The following is a 24,091-nucleotide window of genomic DNA, read 5'->3' as shown; positions in this document are numbered from 1 at the left end:
TGCACAAAGCAGAAGAAAGAAAGCCAGTCACTAGACTGGCTTTCTACTCCGTGAAGCTATGTGATGAACAGTTATTTGAGGATCAGTTTACTTAGAGTCTCTTTTTCTTGTTCTGAGCGAGACTTGAGTTCATTCGAACCTCGAGTGATGGTTGCGATACCAACACCGAGCATCTGACTCACTTGACGCTGTGACATCTCACCTTTGAGCAGTTCACAGAATATATTTACTCGGGCAACGAGCGCTTCCCTTTCATCCGGCGTCATTAACATGGTCAAGAGCATCTCATGCTGATCGTTATCTGCAGCTTGTTTAACTAAATCAATCAATTGAGACCAATCGCTGTATTCAGGTTGTTGAGACATAACTGTACTCGTTAAGTGATACACCCTCGTTATTCTAGTGATACCCCGAATATAATCAATATTTTGTCTTCAACTCATTTTCATTGAGAAAATCGCCTTGCAGACCCATTAAGTCTCGATAGTAGGTCTCGAACATCAAAATGTTTTGTACATAGCCTCGAGTTTCACGAAATGGAATAGCCTCAATAAAAGCATAAGCATCAAGCTTACCCTGAGTTTGCTCCCGCCATCGGTTTACTCGCTGTGGTCCAGCGTTATAGGCTGCAAATGCAAAGATCCGGTTATTGTCATATTGCTCGAGCAATCCGTTGAGATAGTGGCTGCCGATTTCAATATTCTTGCCGACTTCATACAGATCATCTGCGCCACTGTAGGTGAGTTGGTATTTTTTAGCCGTGTATTTTGCGGTCGCAGGCATGATTTGCATAATGCCGCGAGCACCGACAGGCGAACGTGCCTCTGAATCCATTGCACTCTCTTGACGAGCTAACGACATCAACATAATCGGGTCTATGCCATGCTTGTTGCCATAAAAATTAAACCACCATTGGTGAGCAACAGGGAAACGAAGCTGCAAGTTATCCCACAAGCTGGCCGATATCGAAGCGGTAACGGTCAAATGATGCCAATTCTGGCGCGAGGCATAAGCTGCAAGCATCTCTTTTTCGCTTTGATTAACTTTATCAAGCAGCCAGTTCCACTCACTTTTTGCCGCCGCAATTTTATCTCGCTCAATCAGCTCTTGAATACGAACTAAGCTTTTTTGATAAGGCTTAACCTGATTGAAATCGAACTCGACTGCAGTTTTCGGGTAGCGAATCGATTGTTTTACAATCTTCGCTGCTGCGACACTGTAAAAATTGCGCTGACCGACAAGCGCAAACAAGCGCTGCATCCCTTGTTCAGCATGACCATTTTCTATTTCGCTTCGACCTAACCAATACTGCCAACGCTGAGATTTTATCTCTTCTTCAGGTAAGCGGTTTATCCAGAACAACACTTGGGTCCAATCCGCATTGCGCAGTGCTAAGCGGATTCGAGATTCTGTGAGAGTCACGTTATCGCCCATCGCGATCACTTTATCTCTCCAGCGAATCAGCTTTTCGTCCTCTGAGTCCATCAGACGTAAGGCAATGAACTGCTCAATTTGCGCTTTCTGCTGAGATGTCCACGCAGGTCTTTTGGTGACTCTATCGACTAAAGCCTGTGCTTTCTCACTGTCAGCGCGAGCAAGTTTTTCCAGCGCGAACTGAGCCTGCTCAACCGACAAGGGATCACTGTATTTTTTTGCAAAACTGACCACGGTTTCTGGCTTATCATACAGAGCCAGCATGGCTTTGCCTTTTTCCTTAAACTGACTGCTGCTGAGCTTTTTCGATAGGTAAACCAATAACCCTCGATTTCGTCCGTCAAACGCTAACAGCATGCGCTTGAAAACCAGCTCATCGGTTAATCCGCCAGACTTGTCCCAAGCTTTGAATAGCGGGTCACAGGCATCTGAAATACTTGCGCCACTCATCCAGAGCTTTTTCGCTCCACCAAACGCTTTTTCACGCTTACCAACTTTCAAATGTGCGTTGTAATAGTGGCACTGATAGGTTTCACCATTCGGCTCTGAGGTCTGAAATTGCAGTAACGTACTCCACTTCTTTTGCTCAGCTAAAGCATCAAGATAGGGAGCACTAATACGGCCAGAGAATGGAAAATCTTTATGCCCGTCAATAAAAACTCTGACGGTGATGGGTGGCTTATCACCAATATCGATGAGAAACGCTCGATAATCTAAATACGGAGTCAGCGGGTAACTCGCGAGTTTTGGTCTCGCCTTTTCGAACTTTGAAACATTCTTATCATCCAACCACTCCTGAGCTTGATCATACAAATCACGCTGAGCATTAAGGTCGATAGAGTCGGAAAACGCTGTGCCGCTAAACAATGAACTGAATGCAATCATTGACAACAAAATACGAGACGGCTTTGAGGAATGCAGGGGCGCCATGAACTCTAATCCTTTACTGAGTACTACTTACGTTCCATTACGCTAATTCTAGTGGTAAATGTAAAGGGGTGGGATGTAAAGTTGATGTGAATAATGTGACAAAAATAATAATTCACCAATATATGCATTCGAACACTGAATGTTTAGCACTCTATTCACCTGAATATCGAATAACAAAGGTCAACAGCCCCTAGTAACAAATGCGATAACTTTGGTATAGAATAGCGACTTTATTCTGAACGATAGATTAGGAACAATCGGCAATGGCTGAATACGTATATACCATGTCGCGGGTGAGCAAAATCGTCCCGCCTAAGCGTCAAATTCTAAAAGACATCTCTCTAAGTTTCTTCCCAGGTGCCAAAATTGGTGTTTTAGGTCTAAACGGTGCGGGTAAATCTACCCTACTACGTATCATGGCCGGTATTGATAAAGACATAGATGGCGAAGCACGTCCACAACCAGGTCTTAAAGTTGGTTACCTGCCTCAGGAGCCTGTTCTTGACGAATCTAAAACCGTACGTGAAGTGGTTGAAGAAGCAGTAGCAGATGTGGCTGGTGCTCTAACTCGTCTAGACGAAGTTTATGCCGCTTACGCGGAAGAAGATGCAGATTTCGATGCGCTTGCGAAAGAGCAAGGTGAGCTGGAAGCCCTGATTCAAGCAAAAGATGGTCACAATCTGGAGAACGCTTTAGAGCGTGCTGCAAACGCACTTCGTCTACCGGACTGGAATGCAAAAATTGCTGTGCTTTCTGGTGGTGAACGTCGTCGTGTTGCTATCTGTCGTCTGCTTCTTGAAAAACCAGACATGCTGCTACTTGACGAACCAACCAACCACTTAGACGCAGAGTCAGTAGCTTGGTTAGAACGTTTCCTTGTGGATTACACAGGAACAGTAGTGGCTATTACGCACGACCGTTACTTCCTAGATAACGCGGCAGGCTGGATTCTCGAACTTGACCGTGGTGAAGGTATTCCATGGCAGGGTAACTACACCTCTTGGCTAGAGCAAAAAGATGAACGTCTAAAGCAAGAGTCTTCTCAAGAGAGTGCGCGTCAGAAAACTATCGAGAAAGAACTTGAATGGGTACGTAAAAACCCTAAAGGTCGTCAGGCGAAATCTAAAGCTCGTATGGCACGCTTTGAAGAACTTCAAAGTGGCGAACACCAGAAGCGTAACGAAACTAACGAACTGTTCATCCCGCCAGGTGAGCGTTTAGGTGATAAAGTTCTTGAAGTTCGCAACCTGACGAAATCTTTTGATGATCGCGTACTGATCGATAACCTATCTTTCAGCATGCCGAAAGGTGCTATCGTTGGCATTATCGGTGCCAACGGTGCGGGTAAATCTACCCTATTCAAAATGTTAAGCGGTGTTGAACAGCCAGATTCAGGTGAAATTGAATTGGGTACAACGGTTAAGCTGGCGTCTGTTGATCAGTTCCGTGACAGCATGAACGACAAAAACACCGTGTTCCAAGAGATTTCTGAAGGTGCTGACATCATTAAGATCAACAACTTCGAAATTCCTGCACGTGCTTACTGTTCTCGCTTTAACTTCAAAGGCGTAGACCAACAGAAAGTCATTGGTGAATTGTCTGGTGGTGAACGTAACCGTGTTCACCTAGCTAAACTGCTAAAAGCAGGCGGTAACGTACTGTTGCTCGACGAACCAACCAACGATCTAGACGTTGAAACGCTACGTGCTCTTGAAGAAGCGCTACTAGAGTTCCCAGGCTGTGCAATGGTTATCTCGCACGACCGTTGGTTCCTAGACCGTATTGCAACGCACATTCTGGATTACCGTGATGAAGGCCAAGTGAACTTCTACGAAGGTAACTACACCGAATACATGGATTGGTTGAAGCAAACGCTTGGCGCACAAGCAGCAGAACCACACCGTATTAAATACAAACGTATTTCTAAGTAACATTTAAATGATTCAAGGCCGCTTTATTGCGGCCTTTTTAATCTATGTATCTGTTTAATAGCCTAACCTTTGCTATGCTTTTGAATATGTTTAACGAGAGATACATTTATGATTGAACGCCGACGTTTTTCACGCATCATCTATCAAGCACCTGCTACGCTCACTCAAGGCGATTATCAGTTGGCCACTTGCATTCAAGACTTATCATTAAAAGGGCTTTTATTGTGGGCAGTTGATGAACCAGAACTGGATAAAAACGACATTGTAGACGTCACTTTCACACTCCCCGATAGCGATATCACCATCAGTCTCTCCGCAACACTTATCATGCAAAATGAGCGTATATTGCATCTCAAAATCGACCATATTGATATCGAAAGTATTGGCCACTTACGCCGTCTAGTTGAACTCAATGTCGGCAGTGATGAACTACTGCATCGCGAGCTGGAACACTTAGTGGATTTAGCTGACTGCGCTGAGTAGCAAAAGTTTAAGTTTCATTAACACCAACAAAAAAGCGCTAACCAACAGGTAGCGCTTTTTAGGTATTAGTGGTTATCACTTTAACTTGAATGAGGGCGATGAATTGAATCGTTCGCTTGTTTCAAAAGATTCTGGCTTTCCGTCATAAACTGCTGAGAGTAATCGCCAAACCACTCACTCACCTGTTCAAAACTTGCTACAAACCCTGCCTTATCACGGCTTTCAATCAGACTAACTGCCTCACCAAAACTACGCTGAAAACGCTGAATCATTTCAATATTTTCGTCAGACGACAGAATGATATCGCCGTACAGATTTGGATCCTGACCAAACAAGCGCCCAACCATTGCCAGTTCAAGACGATAAATTGGCGAGCTCAGTTTCAGCAGTTGAGCAATGTTGGGTTTTACTTTCGATAAGTGGTAGCCGTAAGCAAACGACGTAAAGTGACGCAGTGCCTGAATCAGAGTCATGCCATGATCGTGCTCTTCAGCATCAATATTGCACAGACTCGCTCCCCAAATAGAGAACTGCTTTAGCAACCATTCATACTGCTCTTTACCACGTCCATCACAATGAACAATCACCTGTTTCGCCAAGCTCGGTACATCAGGACCAAACATTGGGTGCAAACCTACCACTGGGCCTTTGTGCACAGCCATCATCGCTTTTAGAGGCTTAGATTTGATCGACGTTAAGTCACACAGAATGCAGTCTTCAGGCAGATTATTAAGCTTCTCAATTACACCAATGGTTTTGTGAATTGGCACAGTGACCACTACAAGACCTGCATCTTTCAGCAGTTCATCTGCATTGTCCCAATCTTGACTGCCAAGCACTTTCACTTGGTAGCCAGATAGTCTGAACATGCGCCCAAACAAGCCGCCTAGCTGACCTTTACCACCAATAATAACCACTGAACGTAGTTCCGGATTCAAACACTTAAATCCGGAATCTTTTTCACTGGCATAGGATTCACGCATGGTGCGACGAAGAATGTCTTCAATTAATTGCGGTGGTACGCCTTTTTTCTCAGCTTCTTCACGACGAGAAGCTAACATTGCCGCTTCGCGATCTGGAGCATAAATAGGAAGGCCGTGTTGGCTTTTTACTTCACCCACTTTTTCCACTAATGCCAGTCGACGAGCAAGCAGCTCTACCATCTGCTTATCAACCGCATCAATTTGATCACGCAATTCATTCAATTCAACAGCCATGGTTTATCCTTTTTATCCTTTCAGGCGGTTTTCGAGAAACGGAGTCAGCTCTTTGTGAGCCTTACGCAATAGTGCCTCAGTTGTATCCCAATTAATACATGCGTCTGTAATAGAAACGCCGTACTTCATCTCACAAATTGGCAGATCCGAAGACTGGTTACCTTCATTAATGTGGCTTTCGATCATCAAACCAATAATTGAGCGGTTACCTTCACGAATTTGGTGGATGGCATCTTCCGCTACCAGCGGCTGACGGCGGTAATCTTTGCGTGAGTTCGCGTGGCTACAGTCGATCATCAGAGCCGCATCTAAGCCCACTTTTGCTAAATCTTCTTCACACTCAGCCACAGACACAGAATCGTAGTTGGTTTGCTTACCGCCACGCAGAATCACGTGACCATTACCATTACCTTGAGTCGTCAACAGTGCCACTTGTCCTTCACGGTTGATCCCCATGAAACGGTGGCTTGATGATGCAGCTTGCATCGCGTTAATAGCGGTAGAAAGGCTGCCATCGGTACCATTTTTAAAACCGATAGGCATTGAAAGACCACTCGCCATTTCGCGGTGAGTTTGAGATTCCGTGGTACGCGCACCAATTGCAGCCCAGCTAAAGGTATCCGCTAGGTATTGAGGGCTGATAGGATCAAGCGCTTCTGTTGCCAGAGGGATATTCATTTCAGCCAGATCCACCAACAGTTCACGCCCCACATGCAAACCATGTTCAATATCGAAAGTGCCATCCAGATGCGGATCGTTAATCAAGCCTTTCCAGCCAACCGTAGTACGAGGTTTTTCAAAGTAAACACGCATCACAATGTAAAGCTGATCTTTCAGCTCTTCTGACAAGGTTTTCAAACGCTTGGCGTACTCTTTTGCCGCTTCAACATCATGGATAGAACAAGGGCCACAAACCACAAGTAAACGATGATCGCGTTTATGAATAATATCTGCGATAGTCTGACGAGATTCACGGATGAAACGACGGCTATCATCACTTAAAGGTAATTTCGCTTTTAGCGCGTCTGGTGTGATCAATACCTGTTCATCAATAATATTGATATCACTTAATTCACTTTTCTTCATCTTATCACCTGTATTAAAAAATTTACACTAAACTTATACACTGAAGCTAAAACTCAATAGAACACAACTTATCAGGCTACAAAAAGATTTCAAGTGTAAATTTAAAAAAACACATATGTATAAAATTATTTACACAAATATAAATACAAGCTTTAGGTCACTGAATGCGATTAAATCGTGTTTTATTGTCGATAACTTTCATAAAATACCCTCATTCTTCAACATTTGCTTGCTGGCTGAACTATGGATTTGATCCTTTCCTTATTACAACAGATGTGTGTCTACTTAGTTTTAGCTTACATGTTGAGTAAGACACCGTTGTTTCTCCCACTGCTTAATATTTCCAGCCGTCTTGATCATAAATTAAGTGTCTATACCCTGTTTTCACTGTTTTGCATCATGGGAACCTATTTCGGCCTGCAAATTGATGATGCCATAGCCAATACTCGCGCAATCGGCGCAGTAATGGGTGGTCTATTCGGTGGTCCTGTGGTTGGTTTCTTCGTTGGCCTAACAGGCGGGATTCACCGCTACACTCTAGGCGGGTTTACCGATTTAGCCTGTGCTATTTCCACAACGGCAGAAGGTCTCATCGGCGGGTTACTGCACACTTATCTGCTCAGAAACAGTAAAGGGCGACTGGTTTTTAGCCCTAGTATCGTTTTTGCCGTCACTCTGTTTGCCGAAATAGTTCAAATGCTGCTGATTCTACTTGTAGCCAAACCGTTTGATGAAGCTTACGACCTTGTCTCCACCATTGCAGCGCCAATGATCATTGCCAACTCAGTAGGTGCAGCGCTGTTTATGAGTATTCTGCAAGACAGAAAAACCATATTTGAAGAGTATTCCGCGACCTTTTCTCGTCGTGCTTTAAACATCGCCGAACGCTCTGTCGGTATTCTTGCTCAAGGCTTTAACCCTAAGAATGCCGACAAAATTGCCCGCATCGTTTACGAACTTACCAACGTTGGCGCAGTCTCCATTACCGACAGGGAAAAAATTCTCGCTTTCGTTGGCATTGGCGATGACCACCACAAACCCAATACTCCGATATCTTCTCAAAGTACGCTTGATGCGATTTCAGGAAACGCCATTATCTATCTCGATGGCAAAGAACAACCTTATCAATGTTCGTTATCGCCAACCTGTAAGCTAGGTTCTGCGTTAATTATTCCACTGAGAGCGGGTGACAGAGTCATTGGCACCATTAAGCTGTATGAACCAAAGCGCAAGCTGTTCTCAACTATCAATATGTCCATGGCGCAAGGTATCGCTCAGTTACTTTCCAGTCAGATTCTGTATGGTGAGTATCAACAGAAACAAATCCTGCTTTCCAGAGCTGAAATTAAGCTGTTGCAAGCTCAGATTAACCCTCACTTTCTGTTTAACGCTCTCAATACCATCAGTGCCGTTATCCGCAGGGATCCGACAAAAGCACGCGAATTAATTCAGCACCTATCGCAGTTTTTCCGCAGTAACTTGAAGCAGAATATCGAAACCGTGACACTCCGCGACGAGATCGCTCATGTCAATGCATACCTGACAATAGAAAAAGCCCGTTTCAGTGACCGCCTCGATGTCGAGATCGATATCGATAACTCATTATTGGAACGCAATGTGCCCACTTTCACCTTACAACCTTTAGTGGAAAACGCGATCAAACATGGTACGTCCAATCTGCTTGAAGATGGCAAAGTTCGTATATACAGCGAACCAGTGGAAAACGGCTACCGAGTAGTGGTTGAGGACAATGCTGGCAGCTATCAACCACCAAGTGATGATCATGATGGGTTGGGTATGCAGATAGTGGCGAAACGGCTAACCAATAAATTCGGCGACAACTCCGCACTGAAAATCGAAGTTGAACCGGGCCAATACACACGAATGAGCTTCCTCATTCCTAATCTAGAAAATTCTTAATTTAGAAAAGAAGTAAGGGTTTAGAAATGCTTTCAGCACTTGTGATTGACGACGAACTGTTCGCGCGTGAAGAACTGATGGAATTGCTTGAAGAAAGTGGCGAAATCAACGTAATTGGCCAAGCGAACAACGCAATTGAAGGTCTTAAAAAAATAAACCAACTCAAACCCGATGTTGTCTTTCTCGATATTCAAATGCCACAGATCACTGGTATTGAAATGTTGAGCATGCTCGATCCAGAAACCATGCCCAAGGTTGTGTTTGTCACCGCCTATGACCAATATGCTTTACAGGCATTTGAAGACAATGCGTTTGACTACTTACTTAAACCGATTGAAATCGCACGTTTGAATAAGACCATTCAACGTCTACAACGCAGCACAACACAGAAACAAGACTTTTCTTCCATCGCGCCCGCGATGCTCGACCAAGTGCCTTGTATCGGCTTGAACCGCATCATGATTATCCCAACCACTGAGGTGGAATACGCGTTTACTGATATCAGTGGCGTACATGTTCAAACCCATAACCAAAGAGCCACCAGCCAGCTTACGCTTAAGGTTCTGGAAGAGAAAACTCAGCTTCTGCGTTGTCATCGCCAGTATTTAATTAATCTCAAAGCGATTAAAGAGATAAAGCTGCTTGAAAATGGTTTAGCGGAAATCATTACCCGTTCAGAGCATAAAGTACCGGTCAGCCGTCGCTACCTAAAAGAGTTAAAAGAAAAACTCGGATTTCATTAAAAAAGGCTCCATATGGAGCCTTTTCTTTGCCGCACTGATCGCATGCTGATTAGCTGTGCTGTTCTATGATTCGTTGCATCGCCGAAACCGCTTGTTTCCACTCCTGCATCGCTTTTAAGTCTTGATAGCTAAAGTTTTGCTTCTTCAGTAACTGATGTGCTTGAGGAACGTCAACAAACGCCAAATTGTCCAGCACTTCAATCGCAGCTTCACGCTTATTGCACATCAGAATCATGTCACAGCCTGCATCCAGCGCTTGCAGTGATCGCTCTGCTGGCGATCCCATGATTGCCGCACCTTCCATGCTTAAATCGTCGGAGAAGACAATGCCTTTAAAGCCCATCTCTTGGCGCAATACCTTTTTCAACCAGTAAGGAGAACCACTGGCAGGCTGATCATCAAAATGCGGGTAAATAACGTGAGCAGGCATCATGGCATCAAGAATATCTGCCTCAATCTGAGCTTTAAAAATCGAGATATCATCACTGATGACTTCACGTTCATCGTAAGGGGTTTCTAAATGAGAATCTGCAATCACCGCACCATGGCCAGGAAAGTGTTTTCCTGTTGTTGCCATCCCTACCGATTTCATTCCCTGCATAAAGGCACTGCTGTATTTCAACACAGTCGAGACATCATCCCCGAACGCACGGTTACCAATTGCGCGACATTCAAAGCCTTTATCGAGTACAGGCGCAAAGCTCAAATCGACATCGTGAGCAATGAGCTCCGCTGCCATTAGCCATCCACCTTGCTTTGCCAGCTCAACGCCGTTGTCACTCTTTGCATACAACTGAGCGGCCGGAATCTTACTAAAACCTTCGCGAAAACGCTGAACTCGGCCGCCCTCCTGATCAACACCAATCAAGATAGGACGCTTTGCCGCTTGGCGAATCGCTTTGTTTAATGCCAACAACTGTTGGTTATCATGATAATTGCGAGCAAACAATATGACGCCACCAACCGTAGGGTGCTGCAAAATCTCGCGATCTTCTGCGGTTAATTCATAGCCTTCCACATCAAGCCATAACGGTCCCATTATTTCTCCTAATTTCAAAATTTGTCACTGCGGGTGAGGTTATTCAGTTTATTTTTCAATTACAATGAGTTTGTTTAGATCTGACGGCGAGATTACATAATGAGTGAGCGTGAACTGTACATAGGAATTATGTCTGGAACGAGTCTGGATGGCGTGGATACCGCTTTGGTGGCGATACAAGACGATAAAATAGAACTCATCGACCACGATTTCTTTCCTTTTCCCTCTGAGCTCAAATCGCGCGTTTTGAATATTTGTATTGGTCAGGCAACCCATTTACCTGAAATTGGCGAAATCGATCATGAGCTTGGTCACCTGTTTGCTGACGCTGCTTTAGCTCTGGTAAATAAATCGAATATTGATAAACAACAGATTCGCGCCATTGGCAGCCATGGACAAACTGTCTTCCACCAGCCTAATGGTGCAAAACCATTTACGATGCAGTTAGGCGACAGCAACATAATTGCCGCCAAAACGGGCATAACCACCGTTGCGGATTTCAGACGAAAAGACATGGCATTGGGCGGTCAAGGCGCGCCTTTGGTTCCTGCTTTTCACCACACGATTTTCCAAGTCAAAGACTCCAGTGTTGTAGTACTCAACATTGGTGGCATCTCAAATATCTCCGTTCTTAAGCCTAATGGTGAAGTTATTGGATATGACACAGGTCCGGGCAATATGCTGATGGATGCTTGGTGCCAAGTGAACTGGAATGAAAGCTATGACAAAGATGCTTCCAGAGCCAAACAAGGCAAAGTTATACCTGAGTTGCTTTCACGTTTTTGTCAGGAGCCCTATTTGTCTGAACCCGCTCCGAAAAGCACAGGGCGTGAGCTGTTTAACATGCCTTGGTTAGAACAACATCTCGAAAACACCCATTACTCACCAGAAGACGTTCTTCGTACTTTGTGTGAATTTACCGCTGTGACTATCTGCGAAGAAGTGGCTAAGTTCGCGATTGGATCACAACCCGAATTGTTAGTCTGTGGCGGCGGCGCGCAAAACCCTCTGCTTATGGAAATAATCCAATCTCTTCTGCCATATTGGGGCGTTGCTCCAACAATTAGCAAAGGAGTAGACAGTGACTATATGGAAGCCATGGCCTTTGCTTGGCTTGCCCAGCGCAGAATGCATAATTTGCCAAGTAATTTGCCTGCAGTTACTGGAGCCTCTCGCCTTGCAAGCTTAGGCGTCGTATACTTTTCGAATTAATATTCGAACTCAAAAATAGCAGTAACCATCACGGCTTAAATTAGAGGTTATTGAGGTGATTCATGGCTAACGACGCACTTTTATCCGCGCTTTCTCATATTGTGTCAAAAGAACAAGAGCTCAATGATTTAGAGCAACATTTTCAGTCTCCAAAACCTCACCACAAAGCTGAAAATGAACAAGAAAAACTAAAAAAACGTGCCGTGCGAATCGTCATGCAAGCCACAGACTGTGATACCCAAACCGCACAGTCTCTGTTACAAGAATGCGGGTATAGCGCCAAGGTTGCAATTTTGATGTTGCTGACGGGTGTTGATGCGGATCTGGCAAAAGAGAAGCTTTCTGAATCTGACGGTGTTCTGCACAAAGTAATCAAAGATCAGTAGCAACTTGCTACTCTGAAGAATCGAAAGCGAGCCTAATATTAGGCTCGCTTTTTATCAATGCTGTTCGTCCTAAGACTGGGCTTTAATCAGCGACACCACGGTTTCACCTTCTTTCGGCTCGAACGCGTTGAGATCAGAGCAGATCTGCACTCTATTGCGAGCATCAACCAAGAAAAGCGGTAGCACATAACTCTCCTGATGTTTCTTCAAGTAATCATCATAAGTGAAGTTTTCGCTCAGTTTGGTGTGCTTGATCTCTCCCCCTGATTGATCAAACTTGCCAGTTTCTTATAGCTGACATCAGCGCCCAGAAACGACAAACCATGGTACTCCTGCGCCACCACGTGTTTATCTTTGGTATTACCGTTGACCTTATCATGCAGGCAAAAAACGCGTTTCTCACCAAAGTCTGATAAGAACTGCATACACGCCATGATATTAAAGTGTTTATCTGGACTCAGGGCGACCACATGCCCGATACCGATTAAGTTCAGATATTCATCGGCATGGCTTGAAATCGGATTGCCGTAATAGTTCTCTAATCCCGCCATTCTCGCTTGACGGATATAGTCCCAGTTCGAATCGGTGAGCACCACACGACAATCATACTTCATGATCGCCAAGCCTAACTGACGAGCCACATCATTCGCGCCAATGATAAGAAAACCTTTAGGCGCTGGTTCTGCCACTTGTAGTGCTAATGCCATTGGTCGTGCCGTAGCGCTTTGCAAAACGACAGTACCGATAATCACCATAAAGGTCAGCGGCACCAGCAACTCAGCCTCAGTCATACCAATAGAACTCAACTTAATGGCAAACAATGATGAAATAGACGCAGCAACAATGCCTCGCGGCGCTACCCATGCAAGAAAGAGTTTTTCCTTGAACGCTAAATTGCTGCGTAAAGTGGAAAGCATAATAGACACAGGTCGGGAGATAAGCTGCATAACAACAAACAGCAATAACGCACTCCAACCTAGTGTCATAAAGTCACTCAATTGAATGCGCGCCGCCAACAAAATGAATAAACCTGTTATCAGCAAGATAGTCAGGTTCTCTTTAAAGTGCAGTATGTGGCGGATATTGACGTCTTTAGCATTGGCAAGCCACATACCCATCACAGTCACTGTCAGCAAACCGGATTCGGATTCTATGTGATTTGAGAGCGCAAAAATTCCCAATACCACACTCAGAACGCCAAAAGGTTGGAGATATTCCGGTATCAGCCCCTTGCGTAACACATAAGCAACCGCGGCTCCCGACAACACGCCAAACGCTAAACCTACCGCGATAATAAGAGCAAAGACGTGTAGACTATGCGCTTCACTGCTGGAGACAATAAATTCATACACCATCACAACGAACAATGCGCCTAGAGGATCAATCAGAATGCCCTCCCAGCGCAGTATGTTCGACAACCTTGTATTTGGTCTTACCGTTCTTAGCAGTGGAACGATAACGGTAGGTCCCGTCACCACAGTCAAACTGCCAAACAGGAATGAGAGGGGCCAATCAAACCCAAGTAACAAATGAACCGCAAAGGAAGTGATAGCCCAAGAGATCACTGCACCGATGGAAACTATGCTCCATACGGTGTTACTGACTCCGCGTATCTCTTTGAAGTTAAGCGTTAAACTACCTTCAAACAGAATAACGGCAACCGCTAACGAGACGAGTGGGAATAACAGTTCCCCCAACAATTGTTGAGGGACAAGAATGCCCGTGAGAGGGCCTGCAATAATGCCAGCAAGTAGTAAAAATAAAATCGCTGGTAAACGTAAGCGCCAAGCTAACCACTGACAAAACAGACCAACAACGCCGACACTGGCAAACACTAATGCGAGTGATTCATCGTGCATAGTAGCACCTCAACATCCTGAAACTGACGAGTAATAAAAGGGGAAAGCAAAACATTTCAGTTAGTTATTGTACTCATTCCAGCCACGTTGCCATTCCATACGAAATCGCTGCGCTTGATCAGTTCCTTCACAAACACCTTCATAATACTGACCATTCACGCCAATCTGATAAGCGACGTTAGGGTTGCAATACTCCGCGATGCCTTGCGAGTAGCCGTTTTCATAATCCGATTCTTGAACATCCCCAAGCTCTGACAATATTTTGTATGAACGTTGTGAATGTCCAACCATGCCATCTTGGTAGCCGATTTGATACCAGTTGCCCTCTTTCGCCAATTCGCTGTCCGTTGCCGCACACCCCAAAAGCCCTAAAACCATTACCACTGTTATTGTTTTTTTCATTATTTACCTTCAACTTAGCCAAAAATCTTTAGCTCTTTAGGTATACCACTGATTGTGCATTCTTTCCTGCTAAATCCTCAAATCCATCAACAGAACCGCTTACTTTCTCTGACTGCCACTGAACAATATCAGAGACCGCTTATTTACTTCAGAAACCACTTAATTCTCTATTCGACCACTCACTAGGAAAGCGAATGTTTCTAGTCTAGCAACCCTTTACTATGCAAATTGAGCTTATTTCATAATCCAATAACAAAGGACAATCGCTATGTTGTGGTTCCTAACCTGTGTAGCAGCACTGCTAGCTGGATATTTCATCTACGGTGCTATCGTAGAGAAAATCTTCGGCATTAACGAAAGCCGTAAAACTCCTGCCCATACAAAAGCTGACGGTGTCGACTACGTTCGCATGTCAACGCCTAAAGTTTACCTAGTTCAACTTCTTAACATCGCTGGTGTTGGCCCAATCTTCGGTCCAATCATGGGTGCTCTATACGGCCCTGCGGCAATGCTATGGATTGTTGTTGGCTGTATCTTTGCTGGGGCAGTTCACGACTACTTCTCAGGCATGCTATCGATTCGTAACGGTGGTGCATCTGTTCCAACAATGACAGGTCGTTACTTAGGCAATGGCGCAAAACACTTTATGAACATTTTTGCCATTGTTCTTCTACTGCTTGTTGGTGTGGTATTCGTATCAGCGCCTGCTGGCATGATTACTAACCTAATCAACGAACAAACTAGCCTGACTGTAAGCATGACAACTATGGTAGTCATCATTTTTGCTTACTACATTATCGCAACTATCGTTCCTGTAGATAAAATCATCGGCCGCTTCTACCCACTGTTTGGCGCACTGTTGATTTTCATGTCTGTTGGTCTGATCACAGCTATCGCATTCTCTAGCGAACACCAAATCCTAGGCGGCTTTGAACCAAGCGACATGTTCAGCAACCTGAACCCTAAAGATATGCCTTTGTGGCCAGCACTATTCATCACCATTGCTTGTGGTGCTATCTCTGGTTTCCACGCGACTCAATCTCCACTAATGGCTCGTTGTATTGAGAACGAAACCAATGGTCGTTTCGTATTCTACGGTGCAATGATTGGTGAAGGTATCATCGCGCTAATCTGGTGTGCTATCGCTCTATCGTTCTTCGATTCACTTGAAGGTCTTCAAGCTGCGGTTGCTAACGGTGGTCCAGGTAACGTAGTTTACAGCGCTTCATTCGGTCTACTAGGCGTATTCGGTGGCATCATCGCATTCCTAGGTGTGGTTATCCTGCCAATCACTTCTGGTGACACTGCGTTCCGTTCAAGCCGTCTGATCCTTGCTGAGTACTTCAACATGGAACAGAAAACAATGCGTAACCGTCTACTAATGGCTGTTCCACTATTCATTATCGGTGGCGTACTGACTCAAGTAGATTTCGGTATCATCTGGCGTTACTTCGGTTTTGCTAACCAAACAACAGCTGTAATGATGTTGTGGACAGCTTCTGCATACCTACTACGTCATAACAAGTTCCACTGGATTACAACGGTTCCAGCGGCATTCATGACTTCAGTTTGTATCACCTTTATCCTAAACAACGGTACGCTAGGCTTTGGTCAGCCAATGCAACTATCAACTATCATTGGTGTTGTCGCGGCGCTTGCTATCACAGCTTACGTAATTAAAATCTCTAAAGGCAAAGGCGATACTGAGTTTGCTGACGAAGAGAAACCTACAGGTGTGACTGAAACGGTTTAATCTGTATCAATAAAGTCTGATAGATACTAGAAGGGCTCCAATCGGAGCCCTTTTTCTTATTCACGTTTTGTATCAAGAAGATATGAAATTAATCAACCTGCTTGATTTGCAGTTCTTTTGGTACTTCGAAGAACATGTTTTCTTCGCGACCTAGCACTTCTTCTACAGAGGTAGCGCCAAGTTCTTTAATGCGATTAATAATTTGGTTCACTAACTCTTCAGGTGCTGACGCACCCGCCGTTACGCCCACTTTGCTCTTACCGTCGAACCATTCTGGACGTACATCTTCTGGGCAGTCTGTCAGATAACCTGGTGTGCCCAATTTCTCAGCTAACTCTTTCAATCGAGTAGAGTTAGATGAGTTTTTAGAACCGACCACAATCATCACGTCTACTTCACTCGCAAGGATACGTACGGCATCCTGACGGTTCTGTGTCGCGTAACAAATATCATCCTTACGCGGGCCTTGAATTTCAGGGAACACTTCGCGCAGTTTATCGATCACATCTGCCGTTTCATCCACAGACAAGGTGGTTTGGCTGACATAATGCAGATGGCTTGGATCTTTTACTTTCTCTACCAGAGCAAGAACATCATCTGGTTTTTCTACCAGATACATACCGCCTTTATCGCTGGCGTATTGCCCCATAGTGCCTTCAACTTCAGGATGCCCAGCATGACCGATAAGCACCACTTCCATATGCTTGCGGCTTGCACGAGCCACTTCCATATGAACTTTAGTCACTAACGGACAGGTTGCATCGAAGACGGTTAAGTCGCGTTCTTTCGCTTCCTGACGCACAGCTTGAGAAACACCATGAGCAGAGAAAATCACAATGTTGTTATCTGGAACTTCATGCAGCTCTTCGACAAAAACCGCTCCACGTTGTTTTAGCCCTTCAACCACAAAACGGTTGTGTACGACTTCATGACGAACATAGATAGGTGGCTGATACATTTCTAATGCACGTTCTACAATGCTGATGGCACGATCAACACCAGCGCAGAAGCCGCGAGGGTTAGCTAACAGTATTTTCATGTTGTTGCTCATGGATGTATTAATAAGTAATCAGTTATTCGACAGACAAGATTTCGACATCAAAGATAACATCTTGTCCGGCTAGCGGGTGGTTAAAATCCACCGTCACGGAATCACCGACAATCTCGGTGATGATCCCCGGAATTTCCATACCGTCAGGGCCACTAAACGCCATGATAGTACCCACTTCCACCTCAGTGTCGCCGATAAATTTCGCTCGGTCCATATGGTGGATGTTGTCTGGGTTAGGCTGTCCAAAAGCATCTTCCGCAATCAATTCGATCGCTTGGCTTTGTCCAGCAGTCATTCCGATAAGGCATTTTTCAAAGTTTTCACTCAGGCTGCCATCGCCAATCACAAATTTAGCTGGCTTACCTAAATTATGTGTACTGTCGGCCACAGAGCCATCTTTTAATTTGATAGTAAAATGCAGAGTTACAGCTGAGTTCTGATTAATTGTTGTCACGTTGGGCTTCCTTTAGATTGTTCGAGATCTTTTTCGTCTCGTTTATTTCTTTTATTTGAATTTAAAATATTGGCTGTTCTTCTAACAAAAAGCGCTCTCCGAATCAACGGACAGCGCTTAGGGTTATTAGGCTTTGATAGAACTTACGCCGCTTTTTTACTGCTACGGAAACTATCTAAGATAATCATCGCAGCACCAATACAAATTGCGCTATCGGCTAAATTGAAGGCCGGCCAGTGGTAATTACCCCAGTAAAAATCAAGATAATCAACAACAAATCCGTGAACAACGCGGTCAAACACGTTACCCACAGCGCCACCAATAATCAGCGCATAAGCGATGTTATTCCATTTATCACTAGCAGGTAGACGTCTCATCCAAAATGCGAGAAAACCTGTTACAACAAATGCAATTGCAGTAAAGAACCAACGCTGCCAGCCCGCTTGATCGCTCAAAAAGCTAAAAGCCGCGCCATAGTTATGAACATATAGCAGGTTGAAGAAGGGAAGAATCTCAATACGATTTTCCCAACCATAGCCCATGCTATTCATCACAACTAATTTAATGCCAATGTCTGCCACAAACACCAAGAGGGCCAGCCATAGCCAGCGCACTCCTGATTGTTTTAGCGTTAATGCTTGCTGTGTCATGTAAACGCCTTTGGTTATGCGAATTTACGAACTTCGCCTTCGCCGTCAACGTTCGACACACAGCGACCACAGATTTTCTCGTGACCAGCAATAGTGCCAACGTCTGCAGTATGGTGCCAACAACGGTCACACTTCTCTGCTTCAGTTTTGCTTACTTGAACGAACAAGCCTTCGATCTCAGTTTCATGTGCAGCTTCTGTCTTCTCAGATACTGGTTTAACCGCAGCTTTAGAAGTCAGTAGTACGAAGCGAAGTTCATCTTCAAGCTTGTTGAGTTTCTCTGCTAGTGCGTCATCAGCAAACAGAGTCACTTCAGCTTGCAGTGAACCACCAATAGTTTTCTCGTTACGTGCATTTTCAAGCAGTTTGTTCACCGCACCACGGATTTCTTGGATTTCAGTCCAGAACTCGTTGTTAAGCTCTTCGCCTTCAGCAAGACCAAACAGACCTTGGTACCATTCGCCAGTGAATACAAACTTGCTGCGCTCTTCACCGTTTTCTTGCTTAGCTGGCATTTCGTTCCAGATTTCATCCGCTGTGAACGACATGATTGGCGCCATCCAACGAACCAAAGCTTCTACGATGTAGTAAAGCGCTGTTTGACAGCTACGTTGAGCGTGACCGCCTTTTTTCGCTGTGTACTGACGGTCTTTAATCACGTCTAGGTAGAAAGAACCCATTTCTACAGAACAGAAATGCATTAGGCGTTGAACAACCGCGTGAGTGTTGTACTCATCGTATGCTTTCACAATTTCTTGTTGTGCAGCAAAGGCACGCGCCACAGCCCAACGATCCAGAGCAACCATATCTTCCGCTGCAACCATGTCCGTTGCTGGATTGAAACCGTTTAGGTTAGCTAGGAAGAAACGAGCCGTGTTACGGATACGACGGTATGAGTCTGCACTACGTTTCAGGATTTCATCAGAAACCGCAACTTCACCAGTGTAGTCAGTCGAAGCAACCCATAGACGAAGAATGTCTGCGCCAAGTTTATTGGTCACATCTTTAGGAGCAACCACGTTACCGATAGATTTAGACATCTTACGGCCTTGACCATCAACCACGAAACCGTGAGTTAATACTTCTTTATATGGAGCTTTGCCTTTCATCGCGATAGATGAAATTAGAGAAGACTGGAACCAGCCACGGTGTTGGTCAGAACCTTCTAGGTACATGTCCGCTTCCGCGCCGTTGAACTCTTCACGGTTATCAACTACTGCGTAGTGAGTAACACCAGAGTCGAACCATACGTCTAGGGTGTCTAATACTTTTTCGTATTTCTCAGCGTCCGCACCAAGCAGTTCAGCAGGTTCAACATCCCACCATGCTTGAATGCCTTTCTCTTCAACAAGTTTCGCAACTTTTTCAATCAGTTCAGCGCTGTTTGGATGAAGTTCAGACGTTTCTTTATGAACGAACAGAGCAATTGGCACACCCCAAGTACGTTGACGAGATACACACCATTCAGGACGGCCTTCGATCATGCCTTCAATACGGCTTTGACCCCATTCAGGCATCCATTGAACGCTCTTGATTGATTTCAGAGCTTGTGCACGAAGACCCGCTTGATCCATTGAAACGAACCATTGTGGGGTTGCACGGAAGATGATTGGTGTTTTATGACGCCAGCAGTGTGGGTAGCTGTGCTCATAAGCGTGATGATGCAGTAAAGCGCCTTTTTCTTTTAGCAACTCAACAACAGCATCGTTTGCTTTAAATACGTGTTGGCCAGCAAAGAACTCAGTGTCTGGAAGGTAAACACCGTTTGAACCTACTGGGTTCGCCACTTCTAGACCGTACTTCTGACCAACTGCAAAGTCTTCTTGACCGTGTCCAGGTGCTGTGTGAACCACACCAGTACCTGAATCCGTTGTTACGTGATCACCAAGAATCGCTGGAACGGAGAAGTCATAGAATGGGTGTTGGAACTGAGCCAACTCAAGGTCGCTACCTTTAGCAAAACCTAGATTATGGAAATGCTCGATACCCGCACGATCCATCACTTCTTTTGCTAGCTCAGAAGCAACGATAATACGTTCTGGCTGCTGATCTTTTTCAGAATCGCCTTCTACTTGAATAAGAACGTACTCAAGATCGTCACGTAGACACACTGCACGGTTCGCTGGAAGCGTCCATGGTGTTGTAGTCCAGATTACGATTGAAACGTCACCTTCGCCAGCATGATCAGATTTCAGATCAAACTTAGACAGAAGTGTCGCTTCATCTGCTGCTTTGAAACGCACATCAATAGAAGGAGAAACTTTGTTTTTGTACTCAACTTCTGCTTCTGCTAGTGCCGAACCACAGTCTGTACACCAGTGAACAGGTTTGAAACCTTTTAGTAAGTGGCCGTTGTCAGCGATTTTGCCTAGCGCACGGATGATGTTTGCTTCAGTTGCAAAATCCATAGTGCGGTACGGTTTGTCCCACTCACCAAGAATACCAAGACGTTTGAAGCCTTCTTTTTGACCTTCAACTTGACCCGCAGCGTATTCGCGACATTTTTCGCGGAACTCAGCAGCAGTCACTTTTTGGCCTGGTTTACCCACTTTCTTTTCGACCATCAACTCAATTGGTAGACCGTGACAGTCCCAACCCGGAATATATGGAGAGTCAAAACCAGAAAGCGTTTTAGATTTAATAATAATGTCTTTAAGAATCTTATTAAGTGCGTGACCAATGTGAATATCACCGTTGGCATATGGAGGGCCATCATGCAGGATGAAAGATTTTTTGCCTTTTTTAGCTTTACGGATTTCACCGTATAGATCTTCTTGGTACCAACGCTCTAACATTGCTGGCTCACGTTTGGCCAGATCACCGCGCATTGGGAACCCTGTCTCAGGTAAGTTCAGGGTATTTTTATAGTCACTCATCGATTCTTAATTCCGTTGTATTGGGCGAAGTTAGACATTATTTTAACCAGTGGAATCAACTGGCTAATTCTTAAACTGAAGCAACCACACCCTAGCCGCTTCAGCATCCAATTCTATTTGTTGTTTAAGCGCATCAAACGACTCAAACTTCTTTTCATCTCTTAGCTTATGCAAAAGAGCTACTTCTAACTGCTTTCCATACAAATTGCCTTGGAAGTCAAATAAGTGCACTTCTAGCTGCTGACGAACACCATTTACTGTTGGTCGTTGGCCAATATTCGCCACACCACCAATAGGTTGTTCACCGAGCCCATAAGCTTCGACAACATACACACCAGACACAGGTGAAACACAGCGTTTTAGTGGAATATTTGCCGTAGGAAATCCGATAGTACGACCAAGTTTTCGACCATGGGAAACTCGACCGCTAATACTATAGTTTCTTCCCAGCATTTCTGACGTTCCCGTCAGATCGTTTTCGGCCAGCGATTCTCGAATCGCCGTACTACTCACACGAAGCTCTTCTAAGCAGAAACTTTCCGTGCTAACGACTTCAAATCCGTACTTTTGCCCAGCCTCTTTGAGCATAGCAAAATTACCTTTGCGCCCACGGCCGAAACAAAAATCGTCGCCAACAACCAGAAACTTAACACCCAAACGTTTTACCAACAAGTCACGGATAAAACTGTCCGCATCTAGACTGGCAAAATGATGGTTAAAATTCACACACAACAGTCGATCAATATCCAGTTTACTCAGTTGAACAAACTTATCTCTCAAACGAGTTAACCGAGCTGGTGCTTTATCTTTTAAGAAAAGCTCCATAGGCTGCGGTTCAAATGTCATTACGACTGAAGGTAAATTCAGCTTTTTCGCTTGTTCAGAGACTTTCTGCAGAACTTGCTGATGTCCTAAGTGAACACCGTCAAAATTACCAATCGTCAACACACAACCATTATGCTGTGCTTTGATATTATGAATACCGCGTATTAATTCCATTGGAATACGTTTAAAACCTATAGTTCTCAGTTATATTGGTGCGAAACTGGCGGATTATACCCTAATTAACATTATTCTGTCGCCGCTTTTAAATCCTTTAGGCGCAAGCCTAGAATCAATGCGGTGAGCAAATAAACAATTGCACCTAAAGCAATCAGCGCAGCCAGCATTAATGCACGGCTGTGGAAGCTCCACTCAAGCCAAACCGACATATCTTCAAGTTGCCATAAAATCGCAGCCACCATAGCGCCACCAGCAACAATCAGTCGAGCAAAAAACAACACTGTTTTACGTGAAAGCTTGTAAACACCTTGCTGATGCAAACCGTTATAAAGCAAAGCCATATTAATGAAGGCAGATAGTGCCGTTGCCGCTGCCAAACCTACGAAGCCATAGAACCAAGCAAAGATGGCGTTAAAAACCATGTTACTCACCATAGCGATAATACCGTAGCGAACAGGCGTTCTCGTGTCTTGGCGCGAGTAATACCCCGGAGCAAGAACCTTGATCAGCATAAAGTTCAGCAGACCAGCAGCATAAGCCAGCAAGGACATCGAAGCTTGTTCAACGTCATTGGCCGAGAACTCGCCGCGCATGAAGAGTACCATCAGCATTGGTTTCGCCAACACCATCAACCCCAGCATGGCAGGTACACCTAACAAAGTGACCATGCGCACGCCCCAATCCATGGTATGTGAAAAGCCTTCACTATGGGCATCAACATGTTTGCGTGAAAGTGCCGGCAGAATAACAGTTGCAATCGCAATACCGAACAAACCTAGCGGAAACTCCAGTAAGCGGTCAGAGTAATAAAGCCAACTGATAGAACCCGTTTGCAAGAAACTGGCAACAAATGAGTCAAATAGAAGGTTAATTTGGCTCACTGACACACCAAACAAAGCCGGAATCATCAAAGTGCGAATTTTGACCACTCCAGGATCTTTCCACCCCCATTTTGGCTTAACTAAGGCTCCAGCTTTGATCAAAAACGGCAGTTGGAATAAAAACTGAACTAAACCGCCTAAAAACACACCTATTGCTAAACCAATTTCTGGCTGATCCAAGTTTGGAGAAATATACCAAGCGGATAAGATCATCATGACGTTTAGGAACACAGGCGTAAACGAAGAAACCGCGAACTTACCAAGGGTGTTTAATATGGCGCCCGACAGAGCAACAAAAGTAATGAACCATAAATAAGGAAAGGTGATTTTAAGAAGCAGGCTCGCCAGTTCGAATTTTGGCGCTGCGGGTCCATCATTTAACCAGTCCAGAAACCAACCTGCACCAAACAATGCTGTAACAACACCAGAGAACACAATACCCAGCACAGTTACAATAGAGACTAATACCCCTAATGTACCCGACGCTTTGGCTATCAGGTCTCGAGTTTTGTTCATATCACCAGAGGCATGATACTCAGTTAACACAGGAACAAAGGCTTGAGAGAACGCCCCCTCTGCAAATAGACGACGTAAAAAGTTAGGAATACGGTTGGCGAAGAAGAATACGTCTGCGCTGGCACCAGCTCCCATAAGATTTGCAACAACGATATCACGCACTAATCCCAGCACGCGGGAGATAAGCGTCATGGCACTGACAATCATGCCAGACTTGAGTAAGCGTTTGCTCACGATAACCTCGAAAAACAAGCTAAAACAACATA

The 24,091-nt window shown here is 44.7% G+C and carries 19 protein-coding genes and 1 pseudogene; 7 read left to right on the top strand and 13 right to left on the bottom strand.

Going from position 1 to position 24,091, the window contains the following annotated elements; genetic code table 11:
* Nucleotides 1-71: 71 nt before the first annotated feature.
* Complete coding sequence (trpR, locus tag P4S58_RS02330; RefSeq protein ID WP_042484238.1) at nt 72-365, bottom strand: trp operon repressor; 294 nt, start codon at nt 363-365, stop codon at nt 72-74.
* Nucleotides 366-420: 55 nt separating this feature from the next.
* Entirely contained in the window at nt 421-2,364 is a 1,944-nt protein-coding gene (locus P4S58_RS02325) for a transglycosylase SLT domain-containing protein (RefSeq protein ID WP_102969202.1), read from the bottom strand.
* Between the two features lie 263 nt (nt 2,365-2,627).
* Between P4S58_RS02325 and ettA the strand changes: the two genes are divergently transcribed.
* Nucleotides 2,628-4,295 (top strand): energy-dependent translational throttle protein EttA, encoded by a 1,668-nt coding sequence (ettA, locus tag P4S58_RS02320; protein ID WP_042484243.1) that lies wholly within the window; start codon nt 2,628-2,630, stop codon nt 4,293-4,295.
* A gap of 108 nt (nt 4,296-4,403) precedes the next feature.
* Nucleotides 4,404-4,778 (top strand): PilZ domain-containing protein, encoded by a 375-nt coding sequence (locus tag P4S58_RS02315; protein WP_102969201.1) that lies wholly within the window; start codon nt 4,404-4,406, stop codon nt 4,776-4,778.
* Nucleotides 4,779-4,858: 80 nt separating this feature from the next.
* Here the strand turns inward: P4S58_RS02315 and tyrA are convergent, their stop codons facing one another.
* Nucleotides 4,859-5,995 (bottom strand): bifunctional chorismate mutase/prephenate dehydrogenase, encoded by a 1,137-nt coding sequence (gene tyrA, locus P4S58_RS02310; RefSeq protein ID WP_042484249.1) that lies wholly within the window; start codon nt 5,993-5,995, stop codon nt 4,859-4,861.
* 12 nt (nt 5,996-6,007) lie between these two features.
* Nucleotides 6,008-7,081: a 3-deoxy-7-phosphoheptulonate synthase gene (locus P4S58_RS02305; RefSeq protein WP_102954165.1), complete on the bottom strand. Its 1,074-nt coding sequence runs from the start codon at nt 7,079-7,081 to the stop codon at nt 6,008-6,010.
* Between the two features lie 243 nt (nt 7,082-7,324).
* On the opposite strand from P4S58_RS02305, the gene P4S58_RS02300 reads away from it, so the two are divergent.
* Together P4S58_RS02300 and btsR are read left to right on the top strand one after the other, a co-directional pair.
* Entirely contained in the window at nt 7,325-9,001 is a 1,677-nt protein-coding gene (locus P4S58_RS02300; protein ID WP_102966256.1) for a sensor histidine kinase, read from the top strand.
* 26 nt (nt 9,002-9,027) lie between these two features.
* Complete coding sequence (gene btsR, locus P4S58_RS02295) at nt 9,028-9,744, top strand: two-component system response regulator BtsR (protein ID WP_042484258.1); 717 nt, start codon at nt 9,028-9,030, stop codon at nt 9,742-9,744.
* A 49-nt stretch (nt 9,745-9,793) separates the two neighbouring features.
* Here the strand turns inward: btsR and nagZ are convergent, their stop codons facing one another.
* Nucleotides 9,794-10,783: a beta-N-acetylhexosaminidase gene (nagZ, locus tag P4S58_RS02290; protein WP_102969199.1), complete on the bottom strand. Its 990-nt coding sequence runs from the start codon at nt 10,781-10,783 to the stop codon at nt 9,794-9,796.
* 99 nt (nt 10,784-10,882) lie between these two features.
* Here nagZ and P4S58_RS02285 point away from each other — a divergent pair, with 99 nt between their 5' ends.
* Together P4S58_RS02285 and P4S58_RS02280 are read left to right on the top strand one after the other, a co-directional pair.
* Nucleotides 10,883-11,995, top strand: coding sequence for an anhydro-N-acetylmuramic acid kinase (locus tag P4S58_RS02285; protein WP_102969198.1), 1,113 nt, complete (start codon nt 10,883-10,885; stop codon nt 11,993-11,995).
* A 62-nt stretch (nt 11,996-12,057) separates the two neighbouring features.
* Entirely contained in the window at nt 12,058-12,381 is a 324-nt protein-coding gene (locus P4S58_RS02280) for a hypothetical protein (protein WP_102941065.1), read from the top strand.
* A 69-nt stretch (nt 12,382-12,450) separates the two neighbouring features.
* On the opposite strand, the pseudogene P4S58_RS02275 reads toward P4S58_RS02280, so the two are convergent.
* Nucleotides 12,451-14,240: pseudogene (locus P4S58_RS02275) on the bottom strand (cation:proton antiporter).
* A gap of 60 nt (nt 14,241-14,300) precedes the next feature.
* Entirely contained in the window at nt 14,301-14,642 is a 342-nt protein-coding gene (locus P4S58_RS02270; RefSeq protein WP_042484271.1) for a DUF2799 domain-containing protein, read from the bottom strand.
* Nucleotides 14,643-14,910: 268 nt separating this feature from the next.
* Here P4S58_RS02270 and P4S58_RS02265 point away from each other — a divergent pair, with 268 nt between their 5' ends.
* The gene (locus tag P4S58_RS02265) at nt 14,911-16,395 is read left to right on the top strand and encodes a carbon starvation CstA family protein (protein ID WP_042484272.1); all 1,485 of its coding nucleotides are present in this window, start codon (nt 14,911-14,913) and stop codon (nt 16,393-16,395) included.
* Nucleotides 16,396-16,483: 88 nt separating this feature from the next.
* Here the strand turns inward: P4S58_RS02265 and ispH are convergent, their stop codons facing one another.
* From ispH to murJ, 6 genes are all read right to left on the bottom strand, one after another.
* The gene (gene ispH, locus P4S58_RS02260) at nt 16,484-17,446 is read right to left on the bottom strand and encodes a 4-hydroxy-3-methylbut-2-enyl diphosphate reductase (protein ID WP_180980452.1); all 963 of its coding nucleotides are present in this window, start codon (nt 17,444-17,446) and stop codon (nt 16,484-16,486) included.
* A 22-nt stretch (nt 17,447-17,468) separates the two neighbouring features.
* Nucleotides 17,469-17,900 carry an FKBP-type peptidyl-prolyl cis-trans isomerase gene (gene fkpB, locus P4S58_RS02255; RefSeq protein WP_102969194.1) on the bottom strand — a complete coding sequence of 144 codons (432 nt, stop codon included), beginning with the start codon at nt 17,898-17,900 and terminating at the stop codon, nt 17,469-17,471.
* A 143-nt stretch (nt 17,901-18,043) separates the two neighbouring features.
* On the bottom strand, nt 18,044-18,550 hold the full coding sequence (gene lspA / locus P4S58_RS02250; protein ID WP_102969193.1) for a signal peptidase II: 507 nt from the start codon (nt 18,548-18,550) through the stop codon (nt 18,044-18,046).
* Nucleotides 18,551-18,564: 14 nt separating this feature from the next.
* Entirely contained in the window at nt 18,565-21,426 is a 2,862-nt protein-coding gene (gene ileS, locus P4S58_RS02245) for an isoleucine--tRNA ligase (RefSeq protein WP_102969192.1), read from the bottom strand.
* Between the two features lie 63 nt (nt 21,427-21,489).
* A complete protein-coding gene (ribF, locus tag P4S58_RS02240) occupies nt 21,490-22,425 on the bottom strand; it encodes a bifunctional riboflavin kinase/FAD synthetase (protein WP_102963282.1) in 936 nt (311 codons plus the stop codon).
* Nucleotides 22,426-22,496: 71 nt separating this feature from the next.
* Complete coding sequence (murJ, locus tag P4S58_RS02235; RefSeq protein ID WP_180980315.1) at nt 22,497-24,059, bottom strand: murein biosynthesis integral membrane protein MurJ; 1,563 nt, start codon at nt 24,057-24,059, stop codon at nt 22,497-22,499.
* Between the last annotated feature and the right edge of the window lie 32 nt (nt 24,060-24,091).

The organism is Vibrio sp. Hal054, assembly GCF_037162405.1.
In the GTDB taxonomy this organism is placed as follows: domain Bacteria; phylum Pseudomonadota; class Gammaproteobacteria; order Enterobacterales; family Vibrionaceae; genus Vibrio; species Vibrio diazotrophicus.
This window is presented reverse-complemented; position numbering and strand designations above follow the sequence as displayed.

Bases quoted from the DNA above. Each gene is read 5' to 3' on its own strand.
- trpR (WP_042484238.1), bottom strand. From the start codon at position 365: ATGTCTCAACAACCTGAATACAGCGATTGGTCTCAATTGATTGATTTA.
- P4S58_RS02325 (WP_102969202.1), bottom strand. From the start codon at position 2,364: ATGGCGCCCCTGCATTCCTCAAAGCCGTCTCGTATTTTGTTGTCAATG.
- ettA (WP_042484243.1), top strand. From the start codon at position 2,628: ATGGCTGAATACGTATATACCATGTCGCGGGTGAGCAAAATCGTCCCG.
- P4S58_RS02315 (WP_102969201.1), top strand. From the start codon at position 4,404: ATGATTGAACGCCGACGTTTTTCACGCATCATCTATCAAGCACCTGCT.
- tyrA (WP_042484249.1), bottom strand. From the start codon at position 5,995: ATGGCTGTTGAATTGAATGAATTGCGTGATCAAATTGATGCGGTTGAT.
- P4S58_RS02305 (WP_102954165.1), bottom strand. From the start codon at position 7,081: ATGAAGAAAAGTGAATTAAGTGATATCAATATTATTGATGAACAGGTA.
- P4S58_RS02300 (WP_102966256.1), top strand. From the start codon at position 7,325: ATGGATTTGATCCTTTCCTTATTACAACAGATGTGTGTCTACTTAGTT.
- btsR (WP_042484258.1), top strand. From the start codon at position 9,028: ATGCTTTCAGCACTTGTGATTGACGACGAACTGTTCGCGCGTGAAGAA.
- nagZ (WP_102969199.1), bottom strand. From the start codon at position 10,783: ATGGGACCGTTATGGCTTGATGTGGAAGGCTATGAATTAACCGCAGAA.
- P4S58_RS02285 (WP_102969198.1), top strand. From the start codon at position 10,883: ATGAGTGAGCGTGAACTGTACATAGGAATTATGTCTGGAACGAGTCTG.
- P4S58_RS02280 (WP_102941065.1), top strand. From the start codon at position 12,058: ATGGCTAACGACGCACTTTTATCCGCGCTTTCTCATATTGTGTCAAAA.
- P4S58_RS02270 (WP_042484271.1), bottom strand. From the start codon at position 14,642: ATGAAAAAAACAATAACAGTGGTAATGGTTTTAGGGCTTTTGGGGTGT.
- P4S58_RS02265 (WP_042484272.1), top strand. From the start codon at position 14,911: ATGTTGTGGTTCCTAACCTGTGTAGCAGCACTGCTAGCTGGATATTTC.
- ispH (WP_180980452.1), bottom strand. From the start codon at position 17,446: ATGAGCAACAACATGAAAATACTGTTAGCTAACCCTCGCGGCTTCTGC.
- lspA (WP_102969193.1), bottom strand. From the start codon at position 18,550: ATGACACAGCAAGCATTAACGCTAAAACAATCAGGAGTGCGCTGGCTA.
- ileS (WP_102969192.1), bottom strand. From the start codon at position 21,426: ATGAGTGACTATAAAAATACCCTGAACTTACCTGAGACAGGGTTCCCA.
- ribF (WP_102963282.1), bottom strand. From the start codon at position 22,425: ATGGAATTAATACGCGGTATTCATAATATCAAAGCACAGCATAATGGT.